18 protein-coding genes are annotated in these 15646 nt (G+C 36.6%); 2 read left to right on the top strand and 16 right to left on the bottom strand.

Features of this window, described 5'->3' with window-relative positions:
* Positions 1 to 26: 26 nt before the first annotated feature.
* From CVS84_RS03305 to CVS84_RS03255, 11 genes are all read right to left on the bottom strand, one after another.
* Positions 27 to 590 carry a hypothetical protein gene (locus CVS84_RS03305; RefSeq protein ID WP_199906100.1) on the bottom strand — a complete coding sequence of 188 codons (564 nt, stop codon included), beginning with the start codon at positions 588 to 590 and terminating at the stop codon, positions 27 to 29.
* 6 nt (positions 591 to 596) lie between these two features.
* Entirely contained in the window at positions 597 to 1136 is a 540-nt protein-coding gene (mog, locus tag CVS84_RS03300) for a molybdopterin adenylyltransferase (RefSeq protein ID WP_107691143.1), read from the bottom strand.
* Between the two features lie 10 nt (positions 1137 to 1146).
* A complete protein-coding gene (locus tag CVS84_RS03295) occupies positions 1147 to 2823 on the bottom strand; it encodes an ATP-dependent metallopeptidase FtsH/Yme1/Tma family protein (protein WP_413784320.1) in 1677 nt (558 codons plus the stop codon).
* Complete coding sequence (gene mtaB / locus CVS84_RS03290) at positions 2786 to 4027, bottom strand: tRNA (N(6)-L-threonylcarbamoyladenosine(37)-C(2))-methylthiotransferase MtaB (protein WP_199906099.1); 1242 nt, start codon at positions 4025 to 4027, stop codon at positions 2786 to 2788. Before mtaB ends, CVS84_RS03295 begins: the two co-directional genes overlap by 38 nt.
* The gene (locus tag CVS84_RS03285; RefSeq protein ID WP_107691141.1) at positions 4024 to 5613 is read right to left on the bottom strand and encodes a mechanosensitive ion channel domain-containing protein; all 1590 of its coding nucleotides are present in this window, start codon (positions 5611 to 5613) and stop codon (positions 4024 to 4026) included. Before CVS84_RS03285 ends, mtaB begins: the two co-directional genes overlap by 4 nt.
* Positions 5610 to 6647: a 3-dehydroquinate synthase gene (aroB, locus tag CVS84_RS03280; protein ID WP_107691140.1), complete on the bottom strand. Its 1038-nt coding sequence runs from the start codon at positions 6645 to 6647 to the stop codon at positions 5610 to 5612. The genes CVS84_RS03285 and aroB overlap by 4 nt, the downstream gene beginning before the upstream one ends.
* Positions 6648 to 6649: 2 nt before the next feature.
* The gene (locus CVS84_RS03275) at positions 6650 to 8068 is read right to left on the bottom strand and encodes a COG3400 family protein (RefSeq protein WP_107691139.1); all 1419 of its coding nucleotides are present in this window, start codon (positions 8066 to 8068) and stop codon (positions 6650 to 6652) included.
* A gap of 93 nt (positions 8069 to 8161) precedes the next feature.
* On the bottom strand, positions 8162 to 8722 hold the full coding sequence (locus tag CVS84_RS03270) for an ABC-type transport auxiliary lipoprotein family protein (RefSeq protein WP_107691138.1): 561 nt from the start codon (positions 8720 to 8722) through the stop codon (positions 8162 to 8164).
* On the bottom strand, positions 8719 to 9651 hold the full coding sequence (locus CVS84_RS03265; RefSeq protein ID WP_107691137.1) for an MlaD family protein: 933 nt from the start codon (positions 9649 to 9651) through the stop codon (positions 8719 to 8721). The genes CVS84_RS03270 and CVS84_RS03265 overlap by 4 nt, the downstream gene beginning before the upstream one ends.
* Positions 9652 to 10392: an ABC transporter ATP-binding protein gene (locus CVS84_RS03260; RefSeq protein ID WP_107691136.1), complete on the bottom strand. Its 741-nt coding sequence runs from the start codon at positions 10390 to 10392 to the stop codon at positions 9652 to 9654.
* The gene (locus tag CVS84_RS03255) at positions 10389 to 11495 is read right to left on the bottom strand and encodes an MlaE family ABC transporter permease (RefSeq protein WP_107691135.1); all 1107 of its coding nucleotides are present in this window, start codon (positions 11493 to 11495) and stop codon (positions 10389 to 10391) included. The genes CVS84_RS03260 and CVS84_RS03255 overlap by 4 nt, the downstream gene beginning before the upstream one ends.
* Positions 11496 to 11574: 79 nt before the next feature.
* Here CVS84_RS03255 and tgt point away from each other — a divergent pair, with 79 nt between their 5' ends.
* Together tgt and CVS84_RS03245 are read left to right on the top strand one after the other, a co-directional pair.
* The gene (tgt, locus tag CVS84_RS03250; protein ID WP_107691134.1) at positions 11575 to 12705 is read left to right on the top strand and encodes a tRNA guanosine(34) transglycosylase Tgt; all 1131 of its coding nucleotides are present in this window, start codon (positions 11575 to 11577) and stop codon (positions 12703 to 12705) included.
* Positions 12695 to 13393 carry a CorA family divalent cation transporter gene (locus tag CVS84_RS03245; RefSeq protein WP_107691133.1) on the top strand — a complete coding sequence of 233 codons (699 nt, stop codon included), beginning with the start codon at positions 12695 to 12697 and terminating at the stop codon, positions 13391 to 13393. The genes tgt and CVS84_RS03245 overlap by 11 nt, the downstream gene beginning before the upstream one ends.
* Positions 13394 to 13591: 198 nt before the next feature.
* Here CVS84_RS03245 and rplS read toward each other — a convergent pair whose 3' ends face one another.
* Genes rplS through rpsP form a run of 5 tightly spaced genes read right to left on the bottom strand, consistent with a single transcriptional unit; the run spans position 13592 to position 15638 of the window.
* Positions 13592 to 13948: a 50S ribosomal protein L19 gene (gene rplS / locus CVS84_RS03240; protein ID WP_002941851.1), complete on the bottom strand. Its 357-nt coding sequence runs from the start codon at positions 13946 to 13948 to the stop codon at positions 13592 to 13594.
* A gap of 8 nt (positions 13949 to 13956) precedes the next feature.
* Complete coding sequence (gene trmD, locus CVS84_RS03235; protein ID WP_107691132.1) at positions 13957 to 14649, bottom strand: tRNA (guanosine(37)-N1)-methyltransferase TrmD; 693 nt, start codon at positions 14647 to 14649, stop codon at positions 13957 to 13959.
* On the bottom strand, positions 14646 to 15176 hold the full coding sequence (gene rimM, locus CVS84_RS03230; RefSeq protein ID WP_107691131.1) for a ribosome maturation factor RimM: 531 nt from the start codon (positions 15174 to 15176) through the stop codon (positions 14646 to 14648). The genes trmD and rimM overlap by 4 nt, the downstream gene beginning before the upstream one ends.
* Positions 15169 to 15411, bottom strand: a complete 243-nt coding sequence (locus tag CVS84_RS03225; RefSeq protein ID WP_107691130.1) for a KH domain-containing protein — start codon at positions 15409 to 15411, stop codon at positions 15169 to 15171. Before CVS84_RS03225 ends, rimM begins: the two co-directional genes overlap by 8 nt.
* Positions 15411 to 15638 (bottom strand): 30S ribosomal protein S16, encoded by a 228-nt coding sequence (rpsP, locus tag CVS84_RS03220; RefSeq protein ID WP_009293992.1) that lies wholly within the window; start codon positions 15636 to 15638, stop codon positions 15411 to 15413. The genes CVS84_RS03225 and rpsP overlap by 1 nt, the downstream gene beginning before the upstream one ends.
* Positions 15639 to 15646 lie beyond the last annotated feature (8 nt).

Raw genomic sequence — 15646 nt, 5'->3', positions numbered from 1 at the left:
AATTACGCAAAATCATACATAAAATTTTACTCATTTTTACTAGCGATATATGTTTTTATATCAAATATAAGTAACATCAAAAGCGATGGCAGCATATAGGAGTTTAGCACTAAAAGCAGCGACTTTGTCAAATTTGACTTTATTAAAGTCTCTATGTCAAAGCTGTTGTTGTAGTTTAAAAAATATAGCAAGGTAAACTCGCCAACAAGAACTATACGAGAGACCTTTGGCAAGATGTCATTTCCCAGTCTTGCAAATTTATCATCTACCACAAGCGACAAAGTGATCCAGCCAAGCAGCCAAATTGCGCAGGCTAAAGCATAAACAGTAATACTTTCATCAAATTTTTCAAGTAGTAAAAATACCAAGGGTTGTAAAAATACAAGGCTAGCGATAAACCAAGGAAGTGAGCTAAAGGCTAGCAGGCAAACACAGCCAAAGATAGAAATGGCCGAGATAAAGCCAAAAACCTCTAACCCAAAATAATATGCTAGCGCATAGGATAAAAAAAGAAAAACAAGCCAAATTTTAATAACAAATCGCCACCTATTTGCAAAGGCAGTGGCTTTTAAATTTAGGCTATCTATCAAACTAATTTACGAGATTTTCTTTTGTTTTGGGCGGAAAACTTTCATCACGTTTTCATCAGTCTCGATAAATGCACCCTCGATCAGGTCGATGCAGTATGGCACCGCTGGAAATACCGGCTCCAAGCACTCTTTTATCGCCTTTGGCTGCCCTGGTAAATTTATAATGAGCGCGTGGCCTCTAATACCTGCTGTTTGGCGTGATAGGATCGCTGTTGGGACGTATTGCAGGCTTGCAGCTCTCATTAGCTCGCCAAAGCCTGGCATCATCTTCTCACAAACTGCCTCAGTGGCCTCTGGTGTGACATCTCTTACTGCTGGTCCAGTACCGCCAGTCGTTAGCACAAGGTCGCAGCCAAGCACGTCCACCATGTGCACAAGCCTCTCTTTTATCAGCTCAAACTCATCTGGAATCACCTCATAAAAGTACTCATGCTCGCTCACTATCCAGCTATCAAGTACCTCTTTGATCGCTGGGCCTGATTTGTCCTCATATGTGCCTTCGCTTGCACGATCAGATAGAGTTAGTATGCCTATTTTTGCTTTCACTTTTTCTCCTTTAATAGTTTTCATTTAAAATTTTCGCCAGCGTCTCTTTATCTACGCTCTCGTATGTTAGCAAATATGAGCTTATCTTTGCGATTTGCTCATTTGTGCCTTTTAAAAAGGATGTGATCTCCTCTTTTGCTTGCTTTAAAATTTCTTCTACATCGTTTGGATTTGGCACAAAAGAGCTTCCCATGCCATATTCATAAACCATCTTTGAGGCGATCTCTTTGGCTAAATTTAGATCACTACTTGAGTTTGAAAAGATGTCGTTTTCATCTATCTCAAGCTTGCACATACCAGCGATGAGTACCTTGATACGAGATATCATCTGTGACTTTGACTCGATCTCTTGCTCTGTCGCCATAAACCTGTCTTCTATAAGAGAAATTTTTTCAAATTTCACATCAAACCAGTAAGCACTTAGTGCCTTTGCACCTTGATAGACGGCTTGGATTTTTTTCTCGCTCTCGCTATAGCTTAGCACCTTTTTCTTGCCGAGCAAGACCTTATTTAAAACAGCCTCAAAATCCCTTATCTTAAGCACGCTCTCACCGTTTCTTAGGGCATTTATCGCAGCTTCATTTACAAGCGTACTAAGTGCCGCACCTGAAAAGCCAACGCTCATTCTAGCAATATCTTCAGCTGAAACGTCACATTTTTTATCTTTTAGATAAGTATTTAAAATAGCCACTCTGTCGTTGAAATCAGGCATTGACAAAAATATACGCCTATCAAAACGACCCGATCTAAGCAGCGCCTCGTCGATCATTTCGATCCTATTTGTAGCTGCTATTACTATGACACCTGAGTTGTCTTCAAAGCCGTCCATCTCGGTTAGTAGCTGATTGAGTGTGGCTTCTCGCTCGTCGTTTCTAGTGCCACCCCTACTCTTGCCAACGGCGTCTATCTCGTCGATAAAGATGATTGAAGGTGCGTAGGATTTGGCTCTGCTAAAGAGCTCTCTTACTCTTTTTGCACCCATGCCAACATAAATTTGCACAAAACTAGCACCATTTTGGTAGAAAAATGGTACATTTGCCTCGCCTGCAACGGCCTTTGCCACAAGTGTCTTGCCAACACCTGGAGGGCCGATCATTAGCACGCCTTTTGGCATTTTGATACCAAAATTTCTATATTTTTGTGGATTTTTTAGAAAATCAACTATCTCGCTAAGCTCGCTTTTGACCTCACTAATACCTGCCACATCACTAAATCTAACATTTGAAATAACTGGCATCACATTTTGATTTAGCACGCTTTCTATCTCTAAAGCACCATCTTTTTTATTAAAAAGACCCTCGCTTTTTTTGTTAATACTCCTAAAAATGTAAGCGTACCAAAGAATAAAACAAACAAAGATGATAAATCCCCAAACCATACCAGGAGTGATGTATTGCTTCGTCTTTTCAACAGGTACTTTTTTAATAAGCTCTTTTAAATCAATGCCCTCTTTTATGATAGAAAAGCGATTGTTTTGTGCATAAAGTATGACTTCATCACCGTCTACGACTGCTCTATCGACAAAATTTCCCTCCATGAGCTGCATATACTGTGAGTATGTGATATTTCGTGGATCTTTGCTAACGGCAAATAACAGCACGCTGATTAATGCGACAGCTGCGATTATTAGAATATTTTTTTTATTAAATTTAAATTTTTGCATAATTGGCATCTGGCTTAACTTCATATTCGCTTACCTCCACCCACTCTTTTGTTATATCTTTTTGGCTTAAAATTTTAGCTTTGTTGTAAAACTGATCAAAACCTTCGTAAAACTCACCATTTTTTTGCTCGACTAAAATTTTCAAAGCTCCATTATGTTTTTTTCTAAAATTTTCATTATTTTGCAAAGCTATGCCTTGTAAAATTTTTAACCTACTTTTTGCCACATCGCCGCTAACATCGTTTTTTAGCGTAGCTGAGTGCGTATCACGCCTTGGTGAATATACAAAAGCGTGCAGATGCGTGATAGGAAATTTCTTAAAATTTTCCACAGCCTCTGTCCATATCTCCTCACTCTCTCCAGGATGACCTACAATGTAGTCCGTGCCAAGGGCAAAGCCAAGTGAGCTAAGCTCATTAAAAAGCTCTAGATCACTAAATGCATCGTTGCGTCTTCGCATGATCTTTAGCATCGCCTGACTCGTGTGCTGAAGTGCGATATGCAGATGACGCTCTAGCCACTCTTCTTTTAAAATTTCTCTAAAGCTCTCATCTATCTGGCTTGGCTCAATACTACCGAGCCGAATACGTCTAATGCCAGAAATTTTACCCAAGTTTGCCAAAAGCTTACCAAGAGAGCTATTTGTATCTTTACCGTAACTGCCTATATTTGTGCCAGTTAGGACAAGCTCATTATAGCCGTTTTGAGCTAAAATTCTTGCCTCTTTTAATATCATGGACTCATCCATACTTCTAGCCTTACCGCGAACCGAAGGGATGATGCAGTAGCTGCAGCTAAAGTTGCAGCCTTCTTGAATTTTTATAAAAGCCTTTGTGTGATTTTCATAATTTGTAACTATATTTTTATCGACTGAGTTTAAATTTCCGAGCTCAAAAAACGGCTTTTCTTGCTTTAAAAGCTCATTTAGATCGCTCTTTTTACTAGCTCCAAGTACGCCAAATATACCGCTACTAAATAGCTCCTTGCCCTTACTAACCGCGCCACACCCAGTTAGCACCACCTTTGCTCCACGTCTTTTTACACCGTTTATGTAGTTTCTGACACCGCTATCAGCAGAATTTGTAACAGTGCATGAGTTTATGACCACAATATCAGCAGCATCTTCATCATTTGTGATCTCGTAGTCTTTGATGTAGCTTTTTAAAAGCTCGGTATCGTAGATATTTGTGCGACACCCAAATGTTTTAAAAAATATCTTTTGCATCAAACACTTTCGCTCTCTTGCTCACCATGGGCTGTATGATCGCTTGGATTTTCTTTTTTACCTACAAACATGGTTTGCGTTGGATAAGCGATCTTTATATCGTCTTGAGCCAAAAAAGCCTCGATGATCTCAGCACTTATCGTGCTTCTAAGTGCCAGCGTGGCATAGGAATTTGACATAAACCAGCATGAGATATTTATGCCATAAGGCTCAAAAAATGTATAAATTCTTGGCTCGACATTTGGATTTTTGATGCTATATTGGCTTCTTAATTTATTCATTTGACGTTTTGCGATATCGGTATAGCCTTTTGAGTATTTCTTGACAACATTTCTTGCTAGATAGACGGCTTTTTTATGATTGCTATCAAAACTTATCATAATATCTATACCGTCCCAAACGGTCTTCATGCCATAGTGTGCATAGTTTGCGATTAGGTCTGTAAAAATGTAGTTATTTGGTACAAAGATGATCCTACCTGCACGGCGGTTTGTCTTATATGTTGAGTAGCTAACATCCTCAAAAACAGTTAAGCGAAGTAGCGAAATATCAATGACGTCGCCTACAAATTCGCTCCCATCATGAAATACCCTAATCCTATCGCCTACATGTATAGAGCCACCAAACATGATCACCATCCAACCAAGCATACTCATAAACATATCTTTCATCGCAATGGCGATACCAGCTGAAGCAAAACCTAGCACGGTTACTAGATATGTGACGTTTTCGATATACGAAAAAAGTAAGATTATAATGATAACGGTGATATTTAAAACGTTTAAAAATTTATTGACCGTGTAAAATCTCTCATTATCAGTAATCGTTCTTTTAACGATAAATTTAGCGATAAATGTTAGCCCGATCGTCAAAAGAATGATGATAGCTGTATAGCCCATACTTAAAAACTGAGCTTTTATATCAGAGGTTGTTAAATTTATAGCCTCATCAGCTCTTTTTTCATAGACATTATAAGTTGTATCAGCGATCTGTTTTGCCGCTTTGAAGTCGCCTATTTCTTGTTTTACTAAGTTTAGGCTTTCTCTATTTTGCTCATTTTCTTCTATCAAATTTAGTCTATTTAGTAAATTTTCTTTTGTTTCAAGCTTTTCCAAAAGCGTATCAAGCTCTTTTATATGCCTTTGATACTCGATCTTATCACTCTTTATCTTTTTGATATACGAAAAGCCAGATATAAGTGCAACAGGACTTGTTATCCTTGGTGGAGTATCCATTTCAGGGGCTGCTAGCATATTTGAAAATGGCGTTTTTTCATACTCTTTTAGTAAATTTATCTGCTCTTTTAGAGTTTGGATTCTCTTTATGATATCACTGCCTCTTCTTGAGCTTTTGTCTAGCTTTTTTAGTTCATTTTCATTTTTTTCAAGCTCATCAATAAGCCTTTGATAAGTGTTATAGTTAGCATATCTTGTGATCCAGATATTATTTTTTAGCGAATTGTCTAAGCTTGAAATTTCTTTTCTAAGCTCACCATTTTGTAAAATTTGTGAACTATTTGACTCAACGCTAGCATTTTCTTCTGCATAAAGAGCAAAGCAGCAAAGCAATAAAATAAAGATCTTTTTCATTTAAATTCTCTTAAAATTTCTAAAATATCCTCTTTTTTGACGTCATTTTTGATGATCGCACCGCCTATCCTATCTGCGATAATAAAATTTATCTTATCATCTTTTGTCTTTTTATCCATAAAAAATGCCTCGTAAAATGCATATTCATTTTCTATTTTGTAGTTTACTGGAAGGCCAAATCTCACTAAAACCTGTTTGATATCCTCTGCTTCTGCCTCGCTCATGAGCCCTAGTCTTACACTTAAGCGATTTGCCATATTCATACCTATCGCCACCGCTTCGCCGTGTAAAAATTCCTTGTAGTTTGTCTCATTTTCGATGACGTGAGCAAAGGTGTGGCCGTAGTTTAGGATGGCTCTTAGCCCCTTTTCCTTCTCATCTTGTTCAACCACTTTTGCTTTTAAATTTATAGACTTTTCAACTAGCTTGGCTAAATTTTCATCATCTAATTTTACACTCTTTAGCCAATCAAACATCTCTTTGTCAAAAGTTATCGCCATTTTTAAAGCCTCAGCCACACCAGCTGCAAATTCTCTCTTTGGCAATGTCTTTAAGAAATTTATCTCACAAAAAACCGCCTTTGGCTGATAAAATGAGCCTATTAAATTTTTGCCAAATTTGTTATTTACACCCGTTTTTCCGCCAACACTAGCATCAACTTGCGCTAGAAGCGTAGTTGGGATGTTTATGAAATTTATCCCCCTTTCATAGATGCTCGCCGCAAAGCCAGTCATATCGCTTATGACGCCACCACCAAAGGCAATTAGTGTAGATGAGCGATCAAATTTACTCACAAAAAACTGCTCTAAAATTTGCTCTATCGTTTCAAGGTTTTTATACTCTTCGCCGTCAGGCACACTTATAATAAATTTCTCATCGCATTTTAAAACACTAAGTAGCTTTTCAAGATGAAGGCCCGCTACTTTAGCGTTTGTAACGATGCCAACCTTGCCTTTTAGCTCTAGTCTCTCAAGCTCGTTTATATAAATTTTATAGCTTGACGCCTTTTCTTTAAGGTTTAAGTTTATCTGCATTTTTACTCACTTACTGGCACAAAAAGCTGTGCGTTTTGGCTTAGTTTTTTATAAAGCCTATTTAAATTTGTCGATAAAAAGGCAAATGTCCCACCATTTGCCACGCTTTTGCTAAACATCACAAAATGAAGCAAATCTTTTGTATTTTTTAGTTTTACAAGCGGATTTTTAAGATTGTGATTTTCTATCTTTATACGCTTAGAAAATAGCGCGCTAATGCTCTCAAAATGCTCTCTTAACGCTTCATCATCGCTATGCTTATTATCAAAATAGTAAAATTTCATCTCCAAATCAAGCTGTGCACAGCAGTCTGTTATCACGGCTGATTGATTCTCCACTTCTTGACTTTGATCGCCAAGTATCACGCCCTCTTTTATATTTGAAAGCAAAATTTTGCCTGTTTTTAGCACTGGAAGCTTGAGCTTATAAAAGAGCTTTTGAAATTTAAAAAAGTACTTATCATCACTTAAGATTAGCCCTATGTCGTGCTTTGCGACATCTGATTTGATCTCTTTATTGTCGCTGTTGAAATAATCCATCAAAACAAGAATATTTTTCTCTTTTATAGCCTTTAGTCTCTCTAAATTTTCACCCAAAGTCGCGTTTATAACTCTAAAAATAAGGCGTTTGTTATTTAGCTTTGAGTGCATATATAGACTATCTTCTATAAGCTTGCCAACGCGCTCTTTGCTCATTGATTTCATATCGATTAGTGCATAGATGTTGCTGCCAAATGGACTTGGAAACTGACCGCTCTCGCGTTTAATAGAACGGTAAACATTTTGAAGTACGTTTGGATCGCCGACAATTAGCAAAATATCGCTTGGTTGTATCATTATATTTGGCTTTGGCAAGATGATCTCGCTGCCTCGATATATGAGAGCTATTCGCCATTTTTTCTGAGCTACCGAGCTGATGTGACGATACATATAAGAGCTACCTATTGGTACCTTAACCTCCATGATCTCACCCTCGCTAAGACCGATATTATCAGCCAAAACCGGCAGATCAGGTAAATAATCCATAAGCCTTGAAGCTGCAATATCTCTGATATCAACAACATCTAAATGCTTATCTTTTGCAAATATCTCTTTATGCTCCTCATCAAGCTCCCATGAGCTCATAAAAACAGTCTCGGTCTTTGTGCTGATCTGTCTTAAATTTTCATAAACAGCAATCGCCTCATTTTTATCATCGCAAACTATACAAAACTGACTAAAATAGCCATCGCTCACGCTTTTTAGCTTTGAGAGGCTAGTTGGATCAAACTGGTAAAATGTAAAATTTTCATAATTTGATTTTTGACTGTAATCCTCACTTGAAACAACGATATAGTGATGCAAATTTGATTTTGTTTCAAGCAATCTGTTTAAAAAATTTCTTGCGAAAGTTCCATCTGCGATTATTAAAATTTTCTTCATCAATTCTCCGTATTTTAAAGCTCACATTATAACAAAAGGTCTTTAAAATAAGCTATTTTGGCTATAAATTTAGAAATTTACAGCCAAGAAAATTTAAGAGATTATTTCAGAGATTAGTGTGTCGATTGCTAAATTTGTAGCCTTATTTATCGTATCAAAAATAGTACTTGAGCTTGGATCTGGGCAGAAAATTTCTTTTGTAATCATACCTGATTTTAGCGAAGTGTTTGCATTGAATAGCTCATAAGCTAGCGAAACTTCGGCCTTGTCACCTCTTATTTGAAGAGAGATGATGCTTACTTTTAGTCTAAGATCTTTTGCATTTGGTGAAAATATCGGCTTAGCAGCACAGTTTGAATAAAGCCCTTTTACAAGCGATTTATAGACCATTTCGCTTGGCTCAGAGACAAATTTAGCATCGCTTAGGTATCTGATTTTATTATTCTCAGCCACAATCAAAATTTTTCTAGTATCAACCATATCAAGAGCACTCACATTTTCTATGAAGACATTTTTTAGCTCTTTTTGCTTGTTTTCAGCTGAGCACTCTTTGTTTGAATAGTGGATTTCATACATCGTAGCTTGCGGTACATCTGTCTTTAGTGAGCAGCCAAAAAAGAAAAAAGCAGTCGCTATGTATATCAAATTTCTCATTTCTTATCTCCTTTGTCGTTTAAGACCGGATTTGTGAAGAAAAACTCGTAAGGATTATCTTCGAGTCTTTGAAGCGCACCTCTAAACTCCCGAAGCGTCTTGTCAAATCCATTTAAAAAATCACTCGCTTCTCTTAATAACGGTCCAACTGTATTTCTAAGGTCGTACTCGCCGTCTTTTGCTTTTGCGGTGATAAGTTCTTGCAACGAATTATATCCATTAATAGCCGAATTTGCCGATATAAAAACTTGGTTTGCATTTGAAATTAGAGTGTTTAAATTTTTAACAAGCTCTTTTGTGTCGGTTTTGTTTAAACTATCTGTAAAATTTTTCACATTTTTAACGATACTATCAACCTCGCTTAATCCCTCCTCATCTGTTAAAACTTGTGTAAATTTATCAATATTTTTAAGGATCGACTCAACGTGTTCGATATTTTCAGGAGAGAAAAAGTTATCTACTTTATCGAGTGTTTGATTTATCTTTAAAGTGATGTTTTCTGCATTGTTTCCAAGTTTTGAAAACAAGCTCTCTTCAAGCTGCAAGATAGGCTTTTGATCTGGTGAAAAATCCTTAGTGCCACGGCTTATATTTATACTAGCAACGCCACTAATAGCCTGAACTTCAATACTTGCAATACTGTCAGCCTTGATAGGCAGATCCTCTCTTATCTTCATCGTGATGTTTATAAGAGCGTTTTTGTCATCGACAAAATTTATATCGCTAACGCTTCCTGCTGGCACGCCGATAAATTTAACCGTAGAGTCCACTTTTAAGCCGCTTGGCAGCTCGCTTGTGTGGATGTAATACTCCTTAAAATCAACCTTTGTATTATTTTTGCTAGTCATCCACCAGATAAATATGGCAAATGCTGTAAGGCAGGCTATAAAAAACATGCCGACAATGGTATAAGAATTTCTATTTTCCATCTACTTTTTCCTCATTTTAAATAGCTCTTCAAGCGGGTTATTTTCAAGATACTCAAGCTCTTTTATATCTCCCTCAAAGGCTATCTTTTTGTTATCTATTATCAAAAATCTATCCAAAATATCAAAAATACTATCCGCATCATGCGTCACCATGACAACAGTCACGCCGATGCTATCACGAAGCTCTTTTATGAGTGCATCCATCTGGCGTGAGCTAACTGGATCAAGGCCACTATTTGGCTCGTCTAAAAATAGCACCCTAGGGCTTAGCACCAAGGCTCTTGCAAGTGCGGCTCTTTTTTTCATACCGCCACTTAGCTCGCTTGGATAGAGCATTGAGACCTCTTTTTTTAGCCCCACTTTTTGTATCCAAAACATCGCTATCTCATCGATCTGGCGCTTGTTAAATTTAGAGTACTCATGAAGCAAAACGCCCACGTTATCAAGGATCGTCATCGAGCTATAAAGCGCTCCAAACTGAAACATCGTCCCACTTTTTAGCTTTATATCTTGTTGTTCTTGTTGGCTACTTTTCCACATATTGACGCCGTCAAACGTTATATCGCCATTATTTGGCTTTTTTAGATATATCATCGTCTTCATTAGCGTCGTTTTACCAGTGCCACTACCGCCCAAAAAGCCATAAATTTCAGCCTCTTTGACGCTCCAGCTCACATTATCGTGCATTATCTTATCGCCATAACTTGTCGTTATGTTTTTTCCAACTATTATCTCGTTCATATCTTTAGCCACATAAAAATTATCGCGAAAAAGGCGTCAAGCGCAATGACCCAAAATATCGCATTTACAACGCTAACGGTTGTCATCGCTCCAAGGCTTTGGGCGTTTTGACTAACGCCAAATCCCCTCATGCACCCAATGATCGCTATAACAGCGCCAAAAAACGGAGCCTTTATCATACCAACAGCAAAGTGCCTAAGCTCGACCATCTCGCGAAATCTATTAAGATAGTCGCTAAAACTGATATCAAGTATCGTTTGACAAATGATCATCTGTCCTAAAATGCTTATCGCATCAGCTATAAAGATAATGACAGGCACACAAAGCACCATGGCGATGATGCGCGGTAGCACCAAAAAGTTAAACGGCTCAAATCCCATCGTCTTCATCGCATCTATCTCTTCAGTTAGCTTCATGGCGCCTATTTGTGCAGTAAAACTAGAAGCAGACCTACCTGCAATAACGATAGCAGCTATAAGCGGAGCCACTTCTCTAAGCGTCAGCATCCCCATGATCTCGACTATAAATATACTTGCCCCAAAGCTTGCAAGCATCGCACTACCAAGATATGCAAGCACGACGCCTATCAAAAAAGCGGTGAGTGATACGATAAAAACGGCATTTACACCGCCATCTTTTATATAGTTGCTAAATTCTCTAAACCTTAAATTTGCAGGATTAAGTAAAATTTTGACGCTTTTTATCAAAAACTCACCCAAAAACGAGCCAAACTCAACTAAATTTACAAATCCCTCGCAAATTTTCTCTCCCAAGCGTGAGAAAAAATTTAGGCTATTGTGCGGTGGCATATATCTAAAGTCGATCTTCTCGTCATTTAGCAGCTCGCCCATCGCCTTTATCTTCTCGTCATTTGTGATGATCTCAAATTTCTTGCCATTTAGAGTGTTTTTTAAAAGGATCAAAACAGCGTAATCAATGCTCTTTAGCTCGCTAAAGTCAAATTTAACATTGCCGTTAAGCTTTTGGATTTTTTTAAAAATGCTTTGTAAATTTTTAGCCTCTTTGTAGCTAAACTCACCTGCAAATTTTATGGTCGCAGTGCCGTTTGCTTCGGTAAAAACGATATCATTTCTCTTTTGCAAAAAGTTCCTTTGCCTTAAAATTTCTGGATTATATTATAAATTTTGTTAAAATAAAAAATCAAAAAATTTAAGGACTTAGATGAAATTTGAAGTTATAAAAAAAGATGGCAACGCAAGGCGTGGCGTGCTTACCACAGCCCACAGCGTGATACAAACGCCAGTTTTTATGCCAGTTGGCACGGTTGGCGCAGTCAAAAGCCTTGACGCCTTTGATATGAGCGAAATTTTAGACGCAAAGATCATTTTAGCAAACACCTACCACATGTACCTGCGCCCTGGCAGCAAGGTCGTGCGTGAGTTTGGCGGACTGCATGGATTTTCTAAATTTGATCGCTCGTTTTTAACAGATAGCGGTGGTTTTCAGGCATTTTCGCTTAGATCAAACACCAAAAATGATGATGGTGGGATAAAATTTAAAAGCCATATCGACGGCAGCACGCACTATTTTACGCCAAAATCTGTTCTTGACACGCAGTACGATCTAGGTAGCGATATTATGATGATACTTGATGATTTGGTTGCCCTACCTGCTGAGCCAAAGAGGATCGATCTAAGCATAAAACGAACGATAAAATGGGCAAAAGAGGCGATTAATTATCATAAATTTATGCAAAACAAGGGCATTGGACTAAACCAAAATATCTTTGGTATCGTTCAGGGTGGAACAGATTACGATGCACGTAAATTTTGTGCCGAAGCTTTAAATGAGATGCCATTTGACGGCCTTGCCATAGGAGGTCTTAGCGTTGGCGAGAGTAATGAGGCGATGTATGACACGGTTGAGGCGGTTATGCCATTTATGGATGAGCTTAGACCTCGCTATCTAATGGGTGTTGGCACGCCTGAAGATCTCGTGGAAAACGTGGAGCGAGGCGTTGATATGTTTGACTGCGTCATGCCAACAAGAAATGCAAGAAACGGTACGCTTTTTACCAGCTTTGGCAAGATAAATATAAAATCAGCTAAATTTATAAATGACCATATGCCAATCGATCCAGAGTGCCAGTGCTACACCTGCAAGCGCTACTCAAGAGGCTATCTAAACCACCTTTTTAAGGCAAGAGAGCTAACGTTTTTTAGACTGGCAAGCCTTCACAACCTGCACTACTATCTAAATTTGATGAAAGAGATGAGAGAGGCGATAGAAAGAGGCGAATTTACTAAATTTAAGAAAAATTTTTATGCTAAAAGGGTAAAAAATGAGTTATAAAAGTTCAGTTTGTGGATATTTTTATGGCGATGAATACGACTATATTTTGCTTGTTTCTTTCACGCAAAAGCAAAGCTATAAATTTTTATTTAAAAATGGCAAAATTTACAAAGAAGACTTTGATCACGAATGCGATAAAAACGAGTTTGAAGCGGCTCTTAAAAAACTATGTAATGAATATGCAAACAAAATTTTAGAACATCAAGAAGAGCTAAACGAGTATGAAAAAATTTATGCTAGTCGAAAAAACTTTAATAAATTTATCAAAAGACATCACTTTTTAAAATATGAGATTAGAAAATTTCAAAACAAGATATCTCACTTTTATGAGACACTTTCGATTTGTCAAAGCGAGCAACAAAATTTAAAAAAAGAGCTTAAAAATAGTACTCATGAGGCAAATGTTTTTAGAACAATGGCTAATGAATATGCCTGCAGAATCGATGATATTTATACATTTATACAAAGTATAAAAAACGACAAAATCAATCAAAACATTTACATTTTAACAATGATATCGGCTGTAATGCTACCACTAAATCTGATAACTGGTTTTTTTGGTATGAATACACAAGGCTTGCCATTTAATGAAACTAAAAATGCTACCATGATAGTTGTATCAATAATGCTTGGAGTAATTCTTTGTTGTGTTATTTTTTTATTTTGGTATACAAATAAGAAGAAGTAGAAAATAAATAAATTTAGTATATAAGGTATCTGAAACTTTATATAGAAATTTTTTATATATTTTAAATTTTTATAGCCTAGCGGTAAAAACAATAAAAATAAATAGATTTTTTAATATTAAAAAACAAAAAAAATTAAAAAAATTAAATTTAAAAAGAAGATTAAAAGTCCTGAATAGACTTCAGGACAGATAGTAGAATTATTTTCTAAGTTCGCGGATTTTAGCAGCTTTACCACGTAGTTCACGTAGGTAGAATAGTTTAGCTCTTCTAACACGACCTTTTCTAAGAACCTTTATCTCTTCGATAGAATCACTAAATATTGGGAAAATTCTCTCAACACCAACACTGTTAGCACCGATTTTCCTGATGATAAATGTTTCGCCAGTGCCGCTACCACGTCTAGCTATACAAATGCCTTCAAAATTTTGAATTCTCGTTTTGTCTCCCTCGTGAATACGAGTAGCCACACGCAATGTATCTCCTGCACGGAAGTCAGGGATATTTTTACCAGCAATTTGAGCATTTTCAAACGCCTCAATGTATTTATTTCTCATGTTTTTCCTTATTTATGTGGCTTTAGCTTTTGATATAAATCAGGGCGAAAGTACCTTGTTTTGCAGTGAGCCATCTTGTTTTTTAAGTTGTGGATTTTAGCATGATTACCCTTTAAAAACTCTGAAACTACAAAGAGAGATTTAAAATTATCAGGTTTTGTAAAAGATGGAGCTTCAAGCAAATTATCCTCAAAACTCTCCACTTCAAGACTCATATCGTTTCCTAAAATCCCAGGAATATTTCTTGATATAGCGTCGCTCATACAAAGCGCAGGCAGCTCACCGCCAGTTAAAATAAAATCACCTATGCAAAAAATTTCATCCGCCCAAAGCTCAACAACACGTTCATCAAGCCCCTCATATCTGCTACAAACAAAGCAAATATGGTCTTTTTTAGAAAGCCTCTTTGCATCATTTTGGCTAAATTTTTTACCAGCTGGCATCAAAAATATCACATGAGCATTTTTATCTTTTTCTTTTAAAAATTTGATCGACTCATCTAAGGGCTGCGGAAACATTAAAAGCCCTGCTCCGCCTCCTATCATATAATCATCGACTTTATTATGCTTATCTTTGGTAAAATTTCTTGGATTTATAAAATCAATTTCAATAAATTTATTACCAATTGCACGTTTTAAAATAGAATCACTAAAATAAGGTTTGACTAAATTTTCAAAAAGTGTAATAAATGTAAATTTCATGAATTTTCTAAGATGTCTTTCGAACCTTTTACTAAAACCTCTCCACTATCCAAATTTACACTTACGATAAAATGCTCTAAATATGGAATGTAAAAATTCCTTGGCTTGCCATTAGCAATAAGTCTTTCATCTGTTTTTATATATAAAAGCGAATTAGCAAAATTGTCCTGAATATCTTCTACAATACCTAAAATTTCTCCATTTTCTACAACCCTTAAACCTATAATATCAAATTGAAAAAATTCATCTTTTTTTAATTTGCAGTTTTTTCTAGTGAGTTCTTTTGTGGTGTAGATAGTTTTATTTACTAGCGTCTTAGCAAGATCTAAGTCATCAAAATTTTCAAACAAAACCAGCTCTTTTTGTCTGTTATAGTCTTTTATGGTAAGCTGATCATTGTTTTTATAAAAAAAGGTTGCACCTTTTTTATACTGTTCTGGAAAGTCGCTCTTGTTGTGAAGTTTTAAATAACCCCTTAAACCAACACATCTTCCGATAGTAGCGACTTCAACAATATCACTATTCAATAGCTTTTACCGTTACCCTATAGCTTGTATTATCTTTGGCTTTACAACCAATAATAACGGTCTTTATAGCATTTATCATTTTGCCGTCTTTACCGATAAGTTTTCCAGTATCAATCTTGTCAGCATTTATGATAATTTCAACAAAATTTTCACCAAGTTCCTGACGATCAACACTTACTTTATCAGGAAAATCAGCAATCAACTTGGCGTATTCGTATAAAAAATTTTTAACCATTATTTTGTAATTTGTGCAACTCTATCGCTAAGTTTAGCACCAACGCTTTTCCAGTAATCTAATCTCTCTTTGTTGAAATTTATAACATTTGGCTCAACCATAGGGTTGTAATAGCCAATACTTTCTATCCAGCCACTATCACGTCTTTTTCTACTATCTGTAACAACTATACGATAAAAAGGTCTTTTCTTACGTCCCATTCTTGTTAGTCTTACTACTGTTGCCATATTATATT

It is taken from the genome of Campylobacter concisus (assembly GCF_003048575.1).
GTDB classification, from domain to species: domain Bacteria; phylum Campylobacterota; class Campylobacteria; order Campylobacterales; family Campylobacteraceae; genus Campylobacter_A; species Campylobacter_A concisus_U.
This window is presented reverse-complemented; position numbering and strand designations above follow the sequence as displayed.

What these genes read in the sequence shown, in the direction of transcription:
- CVS84_RS03295 (WP_413784320.1), bottom strand. Translation starts at nt 2,823, where the DNA reads ATGAAGTTAAGCCAGATGCCAATTATGCAAAAATTTAAATTTAATAAA.
- CVS84_RS03285 (WP_107691141.1), bottom strand. Translation starts at nt 5,613, where the DNA reads ATGAAAAAGATCTTTATTTTATTGCTTTGCTGCTTTGCTCTTTATGCA.
- aroB (WP_107691140.1), bottom strand. Translation starts at nt 6,647, where the DNA reads ATGCAGATAAACTTAAACCTTAAAGAAAAGGCGTCAAGCTATAAAATT.
- CVS84_RS03275 (WP_107691139.1), bottom strand. Translation starts at nt 8,068, where the DNA reads ATGAAGAAAATTTTAATAATCGCAGATGGAACTTTCGCAAGAAATTTT.
- CVS84_RS03270 (WP_107691138.1), bottom strand. Translation starts at nt 8,722, where the DNA reads ATGAGAAATTTGATATACATAGCGACTGCTTTTTTCTTTTTTGGCTGC.
- CVS84_RS03265 (WP_107691137.1), bottom strand. Translation starts at nt 9,651, where the DNA reads ATGGAAAATAGAAATTCTTATACCATTGTCGGCATGTTTTTTATAGCC.
- CVS84_RS03260 (WP_107691136.1), bottom strand. Translation starts at nt 10,392, where the DNA reads ATGAACGAGATAATAGTTGGAAAAAACATAACGACAAGTTATGGCGAT.
- tgt (WP_107691134.1), top strand. Translation starts at nt 11,575, where the DNA reads ATGAAATTTGAAGTTATAAAAAAAGATGGCAACGCAAGGCGTGGCGTG.
- CVS84_RS03245 (WP_107691133.1), top strand. Translation starts at nt 12,695, where the DNA reads ATGAGTTATAAAAGTTCAGTTTGTGGATATTTTTATGGCGATGAATAC.
- rplS (WP_002941851.1), bottom strand. Translation starts at nt 13,948, where the DNA reads ATGAGAAATAAATACATTGAGGCGTTTGAAAATGCTCAAATTGCTGGT.
- trmD (WP_107691132.1), bottom strand. Translation starts at nt 14,649, where the DNA reads ATGAAATTTACATTTATTACACTTTTTGAAAATTTAGTCAAACCTTAT.
- CVS84_RS03225 (WP_107691130.1), bottom strand. Translation starts at nt 15,411, where the DNA reads ATGGTTAAAAATTTTTTATACGAATACGCCAAGTTGATTGCTGATTTT.
- rpsP (WP_009293992.1), bottom strand. Translation starts at nt 15,638, where the DNA reads ATGGCAACAGTAGTAAGACTAACAAGAATGGGACGTAAGAAAAGACCT.